Here is a 14158-nt window from a genome sequence, read left to right as displayed (position 1 = left end):
AATGCTCGTTTTGAATCTCTGCCTTATACGCAGTCCGTCATCATCGACCTGTTGCAACACATGCCACTTCGCTTTATTAGCCCGAAAAATAAGCTCTTAGCTGCAAGCCTTAGGCGTACTCTGCTAATCGCTAGCACTCTTGTGCCCCTAGCTCAAACGTATGCCGACACTATCTATGCCGACAGTACCGATGGGATTTGCGATAGTGAAAACGCAGATACAAACCAAGCATGCAATAGCACGACTCACAGCTTTGCAGATCTAGATTGGCTCAATAAAGATCAACTGAATCCTGCGCAACAACACGAGTTAGCGCCAGGCTGCACCGGTATCTATGTAGACCCATTTGCAGATCAGTCGATCGACGATGCTGACATGGCAGAACTACCGCTGATTGTTGAAGCCGATTCAACTGAAGTTATCGGAGGTGTGCATGCAACCCTAGAAGGGGATGTCGAAGTCTCGCAGGGCCCGCGCTCTATTGCAGCTGACAAAATGGTGTATAGCCGAGCAGACGATAGCGCCTTAATGCAAGGCGATGTTGTTATCCGTCAACAAGGCTTACTCATTCGCGGAGAAAGCGCCCGAGTGGATACCACCAAAGAAGAAGCCGAGTTTATTGACGCCCGAATTGTTTTACACAATCAACATATCCGCGGCAGCGCCAGCAGCATAGCCCAAGAAGGTCGCGGTAAAGCCGTACTCAGAAACGGCCATATCACCAGTTGTGCACCGGACTCCAACGCTTGGTCACTCGAAGGCGCCGAGCTGGGTATCAATGAACTAACCGGGCAAGGTTATGGTAAACACGTTAAATTTCGCATTGCCGACGTCCCCATTTTCTACCTACCCTATGCGACTTTTCCCGTTGGGGATCAGCGTCAATCGGGCTTTTTAGCGCCGAGCTTTAGCACCAGTGATAAAGGCGGTTTAGATATTAGCCTGCCTTATTATTTAAACTTGGCGCCTAATTATGACGCGACCATCACCCCGCGTATTATTAGTGACCGCGGACCGATGCTTGAAGCCGAGTTCCGCCATTTAAGCCACTCTATTGAACAAAAAGTAAGCGGCTCCTTCCTACCCGATGACGGCGGCTCCCAAGGTCACGACGGCTCTAGCAACACTCATGTTGGAACTAATCGCTGGTTATTTCAGTACAAACAAAACGGCGGCTTAGGCAGTGGCTGGTATACCGAGGTCGACTATAACTTAACCTCGGATGAAGATTATTTTCGAGACTTAGGTACGTCCTCTTTTGAAGTGGCCAATACCACCTACCTCGACCAAAAGTTAGTCGCAGGTACTCAGCTCGATAACTGGGATCTCAACCTAAGAGTTCAAGATTACCAAACGCTCTTACTAAACCTTGATGCCCCCTACCGAAAGCTTCCGCAAATAGAGGCTAATGGTAATTACTACCTTGGCCGCATGAACCTAAACTTAGACAACCAGCTCACAAGCTTTGATCATGAGCAAGGTCTAAGTATCAGCGGTAAACCCATTATCACAGGCCAGCGCTATGCCGCGGATTACACTTTAGGCCAGCGCTTTAGCAATGCTGCGGGTTATATCAAACCGGAAGTCGGCTATAAGTATCGCCAGTACAAGCTCAGTCCAGGCGAAGGGGATAGCATAGAACAAGAGCACGTCAGCCTCGGCGCACCACAGGCCTCTGTCGACGCAAGTCTTGTCTTTGAAAATCCTCAGGGGCGCTATTTACAAACCTTAGAACCGCGCTTGTATTATTTATACCGAAGCTATGAAGACCACAGTGCGCTGTACAACGCCAGTAACTCCGGCGGAGGCGTCAACTTTGATACCTCAACACGAACCTTTAGTTATGGCCAGCTCTACAGGGACTCCCGCTTCAGTGGTTACGACCGCTTAGACGATGCCAACCGCCTTACAGCAGGTATTACCAATCGCTGGATGAGCCACAAAGATGGCCATGAATTTTTTGCGCTTAGCTTAGGCCAAATAAATTATTTTGAAGACCGCCGAGTTGGTTTAGAAAGTGACATTGACGCGCAGCAAAACTCCTCGGAGATCGCACTTGAGTTTAGTGCCAACGCTCGAGCGGGCTCCGGCGTCTTTGGCAACTTAATCTATGACGACGCAGCAGAACAGATGAGCCGTTTTTCCGCAGGCTATAACTATGCAAGCCAAGACAAACTTAGCCTCGTCAGCTTGAGTTATAGCTTCGTTCGTAAAGACCCAGAGATCAGCAGCAGTAAACAACTTGATCAAGTCGATCTCGCATTTGTTGCCCCTATCGTACAACAGTGGTTTATGATGGGCCGCAGTAATTACGACTTTGAAAATCAACAGGAACTCGAGACCTTTGGCGGTATCGAATACAACAACTGCTGCTACCGAGTACGTTTTTTAGCAAGGCGCTGGCTCGATAGTAATGTTGCTAACGAAGAAGGCGGCTCAGGCCAATATGACCGAGGCGTCTACCTTGAGATTGAATTCAAAGGCCTAGGTAGCACTGGCACACGCATTCGTAACATGCTTGAAGACGCCCTACCAGGCTACGAGCGCCGCGAACGATTAATGAGCGAGCATTAAGCTCCAGAACACAAAAGTAAAAACAAAGATGACCTCACTATTATCCAAACTTAAACTTGCAGGCTTAGCCATACTACTTAGTTACAGCTATGCCGCCCGCGCAGAAATACAAATGCTCGATCGCATTGTTGGGGTTGTTGATGACACAACCATAGCTCAGAGCGAATTAGACGAACGCGTCAGTGGTGTTATCAACCGAAGCCGAGCAGCCGGAGTCGCTCTGCCCCCTATCAGCGTGTTAAGAGAGCAAGTTCTTAATCAATTAGTTGATGAAACACTGCAGTTAAATGTAGCCAATCTTTATGGTGTTGAGATAAGTGATGAGCAGCTTGCTGAGTCCATGCAAGACTTATATAAGCGTCAAAACTTAACCGAAGCTCAGCTTGCAGCCACACTTCAACAAGAAGGCACAAACTTACCTCAATTTAAAGAGGACATGCGCCGCCAATTGAAAGTGCAAACCATTGTGCAAGGTTTGATGCGTCAACGAATTAAAATCAACGAAAAAGATATTGATAACTTCTTAAAATCGGCAGACGCTCAATTCTGGATTGCGCCGTCCTATCACTTACAGCACATCCTTATTCCGATTGCTAGCGGTGGCGGTACAAGCGCTGTTGCCGCTGCACAAAATCACGCCGAAGAGATTTATCAGCAACTACAAAATGGCGCCAATTTCTCAGAACTTGCCATTGCCGAAAGTCGAGGCCCTGCTGCACTAAAAGGCGGTGATTTAGGCATGCGTAAAAGCTCTGAGCTGCCTACGCTGTTTGCTCAAACTGCGCCGAATCTAGACATCGGCCAAGTCAGCGAACCACTGCGCTCACAAGCAGGTTTTCACATCTTAAAGCTGTTAAATAAAGAGGGCGAAACAAAGCAAGTTGTTCGTCAAAGTCATGTACGCCACATCCTTATTAAGACCAATGAAATTATTGATGACGAGGGCGCACGTGAAAAATTACTGGGCTTTCGCAAACAGATCGAAAGCGGAGAGAAAACCTTTAGTGTACTAGCCAAACAATACAGTGATGACATCGGCTCTAAAGCAACGGGAGGCGATATGGGGTGGTCCAGCCCTGAGATTTTTGTACCCGAATTTGAGCAAACAGTAAAAACGATAGAAGTCGGTAAAATCAGTGAGCCATTTAAAACACAATTTGGCTGGCACATTCTTGAAGTGATGGATAGAAGAGACGAGGACTTAAGTGAAGAGGTGATTCGCAATAAAGCACGCAACCTTCTTATTGGACGCCGCATGGAAGATGAGGCTCAGGTTTGGATGCAAGAAATCCGTGATGAAGCCTTTATTGAATTAAAAATCTAATGACTTGTGCCCGCATACTTCTAACCGCCGGTGAACCGGCGGGCATCGGCCCCGAACTCGTCGTCAAAGCCGCACAAACAGCCCGAGCCTATGAACTCTGCGTGATTGCGGATGCTGAACTCTTACAAAGCCGCGCTAAGCAACTAGGCCTTGAAATCAGCATTCGACATACAAGCGCCAACGACTCACCTCGTGCAACACAGGCCGGTGAGCTTGCCTGCATTCACAGCCCGCTTAACAAGCCCAGCATAGCCGGCAAGCTTGATGCCGCCAACGCAGCGTATGTCTTAAACACCTTACAGCTTGCCAATGACTTAGCGCTTAACAAACACGCTGAAGCCATCGTCACAGGCCCAGTTCAAAAAAGTATCATCAATGATGCCGGTCACGCCTTTAGCGGCCACACCGAATTTTTTGCCGAGCAAAGTAAGACCAACAAAGTCGTCATGATGCTTGCCTGCCCGGGTTTAAGAGTCGCTCTCGCAACCACACACCTGCCTTTAAAAGAAGTCAGTGACGCGCTAACACAAGCTGAGCTAGAGCAAGTCAGCCGCATTCTCTATCAAGAACTTCAAACAAAATTTGCCATTAAAGAGCCTCGCGTTTTAGTTGCTGGGCTTAATCCGCATGCTGGTGAAGGTGGTCATTTAGGCCGTGAAGAAATCGAAACAATAGAGCCGGTATTAAGCAAGCTGCGCGAGCAAGGAATGAAGCTACAAGGGCCTTTGCCTGCGGACACGCTATTTACACCGCGATATCTAGAAACAGCAGATGCCGTGCTAGCAATGTATCATGACCAAGGTCTTCCTGTATTGAAGTACCTAGGCTTTGGCAACGCCGTCAATATCACCTTGGGTTTGCCTTATATTCGTACATCGGTAGACCATGGCACAGCACTTGATTTGGCTGGCACCGGTAAAGCCGATTCAGGCAGCTTAGAAGTCGCACTCGAGCAAGCTTGGCTGCTCACCCAAAACATAGGCAAAATAAATTAATGGCGAACAAGAACCCTTTACAGCACAAAGCGCGTAAACGCTTTGGGCAAAACTTTTTAGTCGATTTTGGCGTTATCCGCCATATCGTGCGCGCCATTGGGCCACAAACCGATGACAATATTGTTGAAATTGGCCCAGGCCAAGGCGCCATTACCGCCTCTTTGCTTGAATCATGCACCGAGCTCAATGTCATCGAGCTCGACCGCGACTTAATCCCAATACTAAAAGTAAAATTTGATCGCAATCCGGGCTTTAAAGTCCATGAATGTGATGCGCTTAAATTCGACTTTGCAGGCCTAGCTCAAGCCGAGCGCCCTTTAAGGGTTGTAGGCAACCTGCCTTACAATATTTCAACACCGCTTATTTTCCACTTATTAAGCTACAAAGACTGCATAGCCGATATGCACTTTATGCTGCAAAAAGAAGTCGTGATGCGCTTAGCAGCAAAACCTGGCGATAAAAACTATGGCCGGCTTAGTGTGATGGCCCAGTACTGGTGTGAAACTGAAGACTTGTTTGATGTGCCCCCCGAGTGCTTCGATCCAGCACCAAAGGTTGTATCTGCCATTGTGCGACTCACCCCACATAAAAACCTACCTTATCCGGCACAAAGCTTTGAAGAATTGGAAAGAGTGGTTAAGCTCGCTTTCTCTCAGCGGCGAAAAACCTTACGCAATGCACTCAAACCATTATTAGAAACATTGCCAGAAAATACCGAGCTATGCGTCGATCTTGGATGCCGTGCAGAACAGTTGGGCCTAGAGCAATTTGTCGCCCTAGCAAATCAGATTACAGAACTACAAAAATTAGCATGAACAACGATATAACCGTCAACGTTAAAGCACATTACTTAGAAAAAGAAAGCCAGCCCGATAACAGGCGCTTTGTTTACGCCTATGAGATTTCAATTGAGAACAACAGTGAAATCAGCACCCAACTGATTAGCCGCCACTGGAAAATTATCGACAGTAATGAAGGCATTCAAGAGGTTCAAGGCCTTGGTGTTGTCGGCCAGCAGCCTATTCTGCAACCCGGTGAAAGCTATCAATACACAAGTGGTGTTGTGCTTGAAACGGATAGCGGTGTAATGGAAGGCAGCTATATGATGCGCGCTGAAGACGGCCTAGAGTTTGAAACACCAATACCAAGCTTTGCTCTAGTCAGCCCTCGCGCCCTACACTAAGCCCGAACAGGGCAAAAGTGTAACAAGGCTAATCTATAACTATGGCTACCTACGTTGTTGGTGATATACAGGGCTGTTTAGAGCCTCTACTGAAACTACTAAAGAAAGTCGACTTTAGTGAAGACGACGTACTCTGGTGCGCCGGAGACCTCATTAATCGCGGCCCCGATAACTTAGCCACCTTACGCTTTTTAAAAGAGCTTGGCCCTCGCTGTAAAGTTGTTCTCGGCAACCATGACTTACACCTTCTTGCTTGCTGGAAGGGCCAAAGAAGCCCAGGTAAAAAAGATAATTTCGACGATGTCTTAGAGGCAAAAGACGCAGACAAATTACTGAAATGGCTGATTAAACAACCTTTAATTCACCGTGATAAAAAACTTGGCTACGCTATGGTACACGCGGGTATTCCGCCGCAGTGGTCACTAAAAAAAGCACTTAAACGAGCAGCCGAAGTAGAGAAGGTATTACGCTCTAAAAAAGCAGAGGCCTTCTTTGCCCATATGTACGGCAATGAACCTAATCGTTGGAGCAAAGACCTTAAAGGCATGGATAGACTGCGTGTTATCACCAACTATTTTACTCGCATGCGCTTCTGTGCCGAAGATGGCAGCCTTGAACTCGAGAGCAAATGCGCACCTTCCACACCGCCTAAAGGTTTTGCCCCTTGGTTTAGCTTTAAAAAACATCGAGCGCGCAATAAACGCATTCTTTTTGGTCACTGGGCAGCGCTACTTGGCGCCACCAATAGCCATAATTTTATTGGTTTGGACACAGGCTGCGTTTGGGGCGGTGAACTCACCATGATCCGTTTAGAAGATTCCGAACTCTTCTGTTTGGATTGCTCTCTCTAACGAGCCCCCGCCACTATAAACAGCTGCCCCCATTGGCTTTGAACACTCTTACTTACATTGCATTTAAATACGCCATATAACGCTCGCGAATGTCGCGAACATAATTCACCGGTTCACGGCCACGCACATAGCCAAAACGCGCTTTTTTATAATATTTAGGTTTGGATAAAGCCAACATGGCATTTTCGACATTGCCAAACCAGCGCTTATCATCATAACCTAACTCTCGTGCGAGCTTACGTGCATCCCGTACATGGCTTGCGCCGGCATTGTAGGACGCCAGCGTAAAATACAAACGCTCCTCAAAAGCCAAATCTTCAGGGAAGCGGTCTTTTAACCAGTGCATATAAGCTACTCCGGCCTCTAAGCCCTCACTCGGCTCTGCTAAATTAGTAAAACCTAACTCTTTAGCTGTACGAGGAAGTACTTGCATTAAACCTTTGGCGCCAGCATGAGAACGAGCCTTAGGGTTAAACTTACTTTCCTGATACATTTGCGCAGTAATTAATCGCCAATCCATATGATAGCGCTGTGCCAAAGCTTGCACAGTCTCGTCATAAGGTGAGAGCCCGCCTCCGGGTAAAACTCGTGCCTGCTGATATTTTTTAATGCGCTTTTCATTTTTGAAATACTTGTTGTAAGTCACGTTATAAAACAGACCACGATGTTTCTTTTTAATAAAAGAATCTAACTCTTGTTTAAGCTCTAGTTGTTCAGGCCTTAGCCCCCAAGCAATTGCCACATCTTCATTAAGTTTATAAACCTCATTAACGTGTTTGTGGTAGCTATTCTCCAAAGCTACAAGGTGACTATCAGCGAGCGTATAGTCATAGGCATCCGAATCCAGAGCCTCTAAAAGCTCTTCCGTTGAAGCCTCAGGCAACGACACCAACTCTAATTCAACACCCTGCTTTTGCAGCTCTAGCATGCGTTTATAAAATACCGTTGTCGGATTCACCGCGACTCGTTTGCCCGCCAAAGCGCTTAAATCCATAATCGCTTGCTTATCAAGAGCCCCTACAATTAGCTCATCAATATATAAATAAGGGCGACTAAATTGCACACCAAGGGCTTCACGCTCAGGGGTCGCCGTCATTGAAGCAGCAATAACATCCCCCTCTCCTGCTTTAAGGGCCTCGATTAAACTTTCATAATCGGGTTTTACAATCACGGATAAACTGAGCTTTTGGTTTTTAGCAAACTTATTGAGAAGATCATAATCAAAGCCCATTTGCTCCCCGCGCCACAAGAAATAACAGGATGGGTTATTTAAGGTCAGCATCCGCAATTGGCCACTGTCTTTAATTTGCTGCCAAGTGCGAGGCTGATTATTCGAGGCACTGGCAAGCACATGGTGCTCAACTAAATAGTGATTCAAGTAGCTCAGCAATTTAGGGTTATCCGGCCGTAAAGCCCAAGCAATCGAACGGCGTTTTTGTAAGGTCTGCCCCAGCTTTAAGTTTGGAAACAAACCAATAAGATCTCTTGCCATATTGCTATCAAGTACAGTCGCTCGAGAAGGCTCTTCTGCAATATAACTCAACCATTCATAAGCACTTTTATCTGCAGGCAAGATGGTCACATGCTCAACCCCCTGCTTACTTAAACTTTCAGAAAACGCGCTCGCCTCACCCACTATGTAATGCTTTTGAGCAGGCGGCTCCGTTGTTTCTTGATGCTCGACTACAAGTTCATCTACCTTGGCTAAAGGGCGGCTAAAACTCACCTGCTTTTTACGCTCAGGCGTCACACTGATATTACTAACAATAATATCTCCTCGCCCCGCTAATAAAGCAGGAATTAAATCACTGCGATCTTTTACGAATACCCACTCGGCTTCAAGTTTTAAGCGATCGGCCAGCGCATTAGCTAAGGCCTCATACTCTTTAAACAGTGGGGATCGATTCGAAAGGGCTTGTGGCTCTGTCGCCGCAAGTGGTGCAATAAAACGGATACGACCATGCTGCTTAATAACATCAAGATCAGCACTAGAAATATATTCAGGAGAGGGGCTGGGGCTAGGACTTAACTCAACAACAGGCTCTTCAACATCCTTACTGCATGCCGTTAACAAAAGCAGAGCACATAATACAAAACAGAAAAAAAGAGGGCTAAGTATGGCCTTGTCATATAGAGCGATAGGCTTAGGCATATACGAATCATTAGTTATCATTTTTTGTCATTATCTCAGCGTCACGTCACGATATTGTTTCAGCAGCAAGGCCTACTCGCAAGCCTTTGATTTACGCATGCTTTTTAAGCCCAACTGTATTTTCGCGCCAATTTGTCCGCTAAGCACTAGCTACAGGGTCTATGCTTAGATGGAGGCTGTGTCGTTGAGCCTCTGAAGGCGGACTGCCAATCCAGCGTACAGGAGGCTTTAATGACGATCTTCAGTCACTATCAACAACGCTACACCGACACCTTGCAAGAAGAGCTAAGCCTGCAAGAGTATTTAGATCTGTGTAAAGAAGACCCCACTGTCTATGCCAGTGCCGCAGAGCGCATTTTAAATGCGATCGGCGAGCCTGAGCTTGTCGACACATCCAAAGATCCACGCCTAAGCCGTATCTTTTCTAATAAGGTGATCAAGCGCTACAAAGGTTTTGAGCACTTTTACGGCATGGAAGAGGCAATCGAACAAATTGTCTCGTTCTTTCGGCATGCTGCGCAAGGTTTAGAAGAGACCAAACAAATTTTGTACCTACTTGGCCCTGTTGGTGGCGGTAAAAGCTCATTAGCCGAAAAGCTTAAAAGCCTAATCGAAAAAGAGCCCATTTACTGCCTTAAAGACAGCCCTGTTTTTGAGTCACCTTTAGGTCTGTTCGATGAAGAGGAAGATGCCGCCATCCTAGAAGAGGACTACGGTATTGCGCGTCGTTACATTAAAAATATTATGAGCCCTTGGGCAGTTAAACGTTTACACGAATACGGTGGTGACATCAGTCAATTTCGTGTTGTTAAGTTACGTCCATCAGTCTTGGATCAAATAGCAGTAAGCAAAACAGAACCCGGAGATGAGAACAACCAAGATATTAGCGCCCTAGTTGGTAAAGTAGATATACGTAAACTTGAAGACTTTCCTCAGCATGACCCAGATGCATACAGCTTTTCTGGTGGCTTGTGCCGAGCGAATCAAGGCTTAATGGAATTTGTAGAAATGTTTAAGGCGCCTATTAAGGTGCTTCACCCTCTACTCACTGCAACTCAAGAAGGTAATTACAATGGCACCGAAGGTCTTGGCGCCATTCCATTTAACGGTATTGTTCTTGCCCACAGCAATGAGAGCGAATGGCAAACCTTTAGAAACAACAAAAACAATGAAGCTTTCTTGGATCGAGTGTATATCGTCAAAGTACCTTATTGCTTACGCCTGTCAGGAGAGGTACATATTTACGAAAAGCTACTACAAAATAGTTCTTTGCACACATCGCCCTGTGCTCCAGACACGCTCGACATGCTCGCACAGTTTATTGTCTTATCTCGCTTAAAAACGCCAGAAAATTCAAATTTATTCTCAAAGATGCGTATCTACGATGGTCAGAACCTAAAGGATACAGACCCAAAAGCTAAATCCATTCAAGAGTATCGCGATAACGCCGGTGTCGACGAAGGCATGGACGGATTAAGCACACGTTTTGCGTTTAAAATACTCTCTAAGGTCTTTAACTTTGATCCAACAGAAATTGCGGCCAACCCTGTACACCTGCTTTATGTACTTGAGCAACAAATTGAGCAAGAACAGTTTAGCGATGAGATTCGTGATCACTACCTCTCATTTTTAAAGGAGTATCTAGCACCACGCTATATCGAATTCATAGGAAAAGAAATACAAACAGCTTATTTAGAAAGTTATTCAGAGTACGGACAAAACATCTTTGATCGCTATGTCACCTATGCAGACTTCTGGATTCAAGACCAAGAATATAGAGACCCAGAGACAGGAGAAATACTCAATCGCTCCTCTTTAAATGAAGAGTTAGAAAAAATTGAAAAATCTGCCGGCATAAGCAACCCCAAAGACTTTAGAAATGAAGTCGTAAATTTTGTCTTGCGCGCTAGGGCCAATAATAACGGCCAAAACCCTGCGTGGAACAGCTATGAAAAACTGCGCACAGTCATAGAGAAAAAAATGTTCTCCAATACCGAAGATCTCTTGCCTGTTATTAGCTTTAACGCCAAAAGCTCTGCTGACGATTCGAAAAAGCATGAGGATTTTGTTCAACGTATGACCGAACGAGGTTATACCGAGAAACAAGTGCGCCTACTATCGGAATGGTATTTACGCGTTCGAAAATCTCAGTAGCCACGGGGGCCTGGCATGAGTTATATCATCGACAGGCGGTTGAACTCCAAGAACAAAAGCACGGTCAACCGCCAGCGCTTTTTACGCCGCTATCGAAAGCATATACGTAAAGCCGTATCTGATGCAGTCGACAAGCGCTCTATTACAGACATGGACAAAGGGGAAAAGATTAGTATCCCCAGTAAGGATATTAGCGAACCGCTCTTCCATCACGGTAAAGGTGGAAAAAACACGCGGGTCCTTCCAGGTAACGATCAATTTGTTAGCGGCGATCATATCGCTCGCCCTCAAGGCGGGCAAGGCCAGGGCGGCTCAGGTGAAGGCGCTAGCGACTCTGGCGAGGGCATGGATGAATTTGTTTTTAATATCAGCCAAGAAGAGTTCCTTAACTTTGTTTTTGAAGATCTAGCCTTACCCAATCTTGTCAAACGTCAACTAGCAGGTATTGATGAGTTTGAATACCATCGTGCAGGTTTTAGCAATGAGGGAAACCCTGGCCAAATCAATGTCGTTCGCTCTTTGCGATCAGCCAATGCAAGACGCATCGCTTTAACAGGTAAAAGTCGAAAACGGATTCGTGCCATAGAAGAAGAGCTTAAAACACTCAAGCAGACAGATTCTAATAAACGCATAGAACTCGAAGCGGAACTGAAAAAGCTCAAAATACGTATTAAAAAAGTACCGTGGTTAGATAACTACGACCTTAAATATAATCTTCACGTTAAAAGGCCAATGCCAACTAGCAAAGCGGTGATGTTTTGTATTATGGATGTGAGCGGTTCCATGGACCAAAACACCAAAGACATTGCTAAACGCTTCTTCCTATTACTGTATTTGTTTTTACAGCGAAACTATAAAAAAATTGAGGTGGTCTTTATTCGTCACCACACAAGTGCAAAGGAAGTCGATGAACAAGAATTTTTCTACAGCCGAGAAACCGGTGGCACCATTGTGAGCAGTGCATTAAAACTAATGCAAGAAGTCATGGTCGAACGCTATCCCAGCTCCGAATGGAATATCTATGCAGCGCAGGCATCCGACGGAGATAACTGGAATGATGATAGCGGTCTCTGCCAAGAGCTACTCAGCCAAAACATACTGCCTTTCTGCCAATATTTCTCTTACATTGAAATCACCAATAGAGAACGCCAAGCTCTTTGGCACGCTTATCAAGAGATTCAAGCTCAATTCCCAGACACCTTTGCAATGAAGCATTTAATTGGCGCCGGCGATATATACCCGGTATTTAGAGAACTCTTTCAGAAGCAAAGCGTATGAATAAATCTCTCATTTCAGAAAGCTCCGAATGGAGTTTTGAGCTAATAGAAAAATACGATCGCGAGATAGCGGCAATTGCTCAAGAGTTCAAACTCGACACCTACCCAAATCAAATTGAGGTTATTAGCTCAGAACAAATGATGGATGCTTATGCGGCTACCGGTATGCCGATAGGCTATAACCATTGGAGCTATGGCAAGCAATTTTTAAGTGTCGAACAAGGCTATAAGCGTGGTCAAATGGGGCTTGCTTACGAAATTGTAATTAACTCCAACCCCTGTATTGCCTACCTTATGGAAGAAAACACGCTCACCATGCAGGCGCTGGTTATTGCGCACGCGTGTTATGGGCACAACAGTTTCTTTAAAGGCAACTATCTCTTTAAAAGCTGGACAGATGCAGACTCTATCGTCGACTATCTTGTATTTGCAAAAAACTATATTGCAAAATGCGAAGAGCGCTTTGGCATAGAGGAGGTCGAAAACTTACTCGATTCATGCCATGCCTTAATGCACTATGGTGTCGACCGCTATAAACGCCCTTATCCCTTGAGTACCTCCGAAGAACTAGAACAGCAAGAAGAGCGGGAGCTCTACCTGCAAAAACAAGTCAATGACTTATGGCGAACCATTCCCAATCAAAATAGCGAAAAAACACAAGATACAAAGCTGCGCTACCCGTCTGAACCGCAAGAAAATATTCTTTATTTTATCGAGAAAAATGCACCTCTACTTGAACCCTGGCAGCGTGAAGTCATTAGAATAGTAAGAAAACTCGCCCAATATTTTTACCCCCAGCGCCAAACTCAGGTCATGAATGAAGGTTGGGCCTGCTTCTGGCACTATCACTTACTTAACGAGCTCTACGACCGAGGCAAAGTAAACGAAGGCTTTATGTTTGAGTTTATGCAGAGCCATACCAGTGTCATCTATCAACCCCCTTATAACAGCCCTTATTTTAGCGGTATTAACCCTTATACCCTGGGCTTTAACATGATGATGGACATAAAACGCATCTGCCAACAACCAAGCAAAGAAGACAAACACTGGTTCCCTGAACTTGCAGGCAGCCCCTGGTTAGAAAGCCTTGACTTTGCAATGCGCAACTTTAAAGACGAGAGTTTTGTATTACAGTATTTATCACCTAAATTAATGCGAGACCTAAAGCTTTTTAGCATTATTGATGACGATGCTAATAGCGACATTGAAGTTAACGCGATACATGATGATCCTGGTTATCAACAAGTCAGAGAAGCCTTATCCGCGCAATACAACCTAGGCAATAACGAACCCAATATTCAAGTTTACAGCGCCGATGTCAGAGGTGACCGTTCCTTAACCTTGCATCACTACCGCCACAATCGTAAACCACTTGATGACGGCGCCAATGAGGTACTCAAACACGTACACCGCCTCTGGGGCTTTGACGTACATTTGCACTCGCTAGAAGGCGATCAACTACGCCAAGAATTTCATTGCCCAGAACAAAAACCTGCTCAGGCCACAGAAGCCAAAAACAACATAGGGACATCCATCAACCTTAGCGCCCCTTAACGGCCCTGTTTTATGAGTGCTTTAAGAGCTGAGCTGAGCGAGATCCGCCCCCTTGCCCTATATAGATAAAGTGTAAACTAAGCACCGACCATGA

Annotated in this window: 10 protein-coding genes; 9 read left to right on the top strand and 1 reads right to left on the bottom strand. The window is 45.7% G+C overall.

Translation table 11 applies throughout. The features are described from left to right. Positions 1–60 precede the first annotated feature (60 nt). From AB1S55_RS07815 to AB1S55_RS07790, 6 genes are read left to right on the top strand one after another with little or no spacing between them, the layout of a single operon-like run. Complete coding sequence (locus AB1S55_RS07815; RefSeq protein WP_370981248.1) at positions 61–2574, top strand: LPS-assembly protein LptD; 2514 nt, start codon at positions 61–63, stop codon at positions 2572–2574. 28 nt (positions 2575–2602) lie between these two features. Next, positions 2603–3898 (top strand): peptidylprolyl isomerase, encoded by a 1296-nt coding sequence (locus AB1S55_RS07810; RefSeq protein WP_370981247.1) that lies wholly within the window; start codon positions 2603–2605, stop codon positions 3896–3898. Next, complete coding sequence (pdxA, locus tag AB1S55_RS07805; protein WP_370981246.1) at positions 3898–4893, top strand: 4-hydroxythreonine-4-phosphate dehydrogenase PdxA; 996 nt, start codon at positions 3898–3900, stop codon at positions 4891–4893. The genes AB1S55_RS07810 and pdxA overlap by 1 nt, the downstream gene beginning before the upstream one ends. After that, the gene (gene rsmA, locus AB1S55_RS07800; protein ID WP_370981245.1) at positions 4893–5708 is read left to right on the top strand and encodes a 16S rRNA (adenine(1518)-N(6)/adenine(1519)-N(6))-dimethyltransferase RsmA; all 816 of its coding nucleotides are present in this window, start codon (positions 4893–4895) and stop codon (positions 5706–5708) included. The genes pdxA and rsmA overlap by 1 nt, the downstream gene beginning before the upstream one ends. After that, on the top strand, positions 5705–6076 hold the full coding sequence (gene apaG, locus AB1S55_RS07795; protein ID WP_370981244.1) for a Co2+/Mg2+ efflux protein ApaG: 372 nt from the start codon (positions 5705–5707) through the stop codon (positions 6074–6076). Before rsmA ends, apaG begins: the two co-directional genes overlap by 4 nt. Before the next feature lie 41 nt (positions 6077–6117). Next, positions 6118–6927, top strand: a complete 810-nt coding sequence (locus tag AB1S55_RS07790) for a symmetrical bis(5'-nucleosyl)-tetraphosphatase (protein WP_370981243.1) — start codon at positions 6118–6120, stop codon at positions 6925–6927. Between the two features lie 52 nt (positions 6928–6979). On the opposite strand, the gene AB1S55_RS07785 is transcribed toward AB1S55_RS07790, so the two are convergent. Beyond that, positions 6980–9079 (bottom strand): transporter substrate-binding domain-containing protein, encoded by a 2100-nt coding sequence (locus tag AB1S55_RS07785; protein ID WP_370981242.1) that lies wholly within the window; start codon positions 9077–9079, stop codon positions 6980–6982. Between the two features lie 231 nt (positions 9080–9310). Here AB1S55_RS07785 and AB1S55_RS07780 point away from each other — a divergent pair, with 231 nt between their 5' ends. From AB1S55_RS07780 to AB1S55_RS07770, 3 genes are read left to right on the top strand one after another with little or no spacing between them, the layout of a single operon-like run. Further along, the gene (locus tag AB1S55_RS07780) at positions 9311–11233 is read left to right on the top strand and encodes a PrkA family serine protein kinase (RefSeq protein WP_370981241.1); all 1923 of its coding nucleotides are present in this window, start codon (positions 9311–9313) and stop codon (positions 11231–11233) included. Positions 11234–11248: 15 nt separating this feature from the next. Then, positions 11249–12511 carry a YeaH/YhbH family protein gene (locus AB1S55_RS07775; RefSeq protein ID WP_370981240.1) on the top strand — a complete coding sequence of 421 codons (1263 nt, stop codon included), beginning with the start codon at positions 11249–11251 and terminating at the stop codon, positions 12509–12511. Continuing rightward, positions 12508–14064 (top strand): SpoVR family protein, encoded by a 1557-nt coding sequence (locus AB1S55_RS07770; protein WP_370981239.1) that lies wholly within the window; start codon positions 12508–12510, stop codon positions 14062–14064. The genes AB1S55_RS07775 and AB1S55_RS07770 overlap by 4 nt, the downstream gene beginning before the upstream one ends. The last annotated feature ends 94 nt before the right edge of the window (positions 14065–14158 follow it).

Source organism: Agaribacterium sp. ZY112 (assembly GCF_041346925.1).
Classification (GTDB): domain Bacteria; phylum Pseudomonadota; class Gammaproteobacteria; order Pseudomonadales; family Cellvibrionaceae; genus Agaribacterium.
Note: the sequence above shows the minus strand (reverse complement) of the source record. Positions and strands in the feature narration are given on the sequence as shown.

Coding starts and splice junctions, on each gene's coding strand:
- AB1S55_RS07815 (WP_370981248.1), top strand. CDS start 61: ATGCCACTTCGCTTTATTAGCCCGAAAAATAAGCTCTTAGCTGCAAGC.
- AB1S55_RS07810 (WP_370981247.1), top strand. CDS start 2,603: ATGACCTCACTATTATCCAAACTTAAACTTGCAGGCTTAGCCATACTA.
- pdxA (WP_370981246.1), top strand. CDS start 3,898: ATGACTTGTGCCCGCATACTTCTAACCGCCGGTGAACCGGCGGGCATC.
- rsmA (WP_370981245.1), top strand. CDS start 4,893: ATGGCGAACAAGAACCCTTTACAGCACAAAGCGCGTAAACGCTTTGGG.
- apaG (WP_370981244.1), top strand. CDS start 5,705: ATGAACAACGATATAACCGTCAACGTTAAAGCACATTACTTAGAAAAA.
- AB1S55_RS07790 (WP_370981243.1), top strand. CDS start 6,118: ATGGCTACCTACGTTGTTGGTGATATACAGGGCTGTTTAGAGCCTCTA.
- AB1S55_RS07785 (WP_370981242.1), bottom strand. CDS start 9,079: ATGCCTAAGCCTATCGCTCTATATGACAAGGCCATACTTAGCCCTCTT.
- AB1S55_RS07780 (WP_370981241.1), top strand. CDS start 9,311: ATGACGATCTTCAGTCACTATCAACAACGCTACACCGACACCTTGCAA.
- AB1S55_RS07775 (WP_370981240.1), top strand. CDS start 11,249: ATGAGTTATATCATCGACAGGCGGTTGAACTCCAAGAACAAAAGCACG.
- AB1S55_RS07770 (WP_370981239.1), top strand. CDS start 12,508: ATGAATAAATCTCTCATTTCAGAAAGCTCCGAATGGAGTTTTGAGCTA.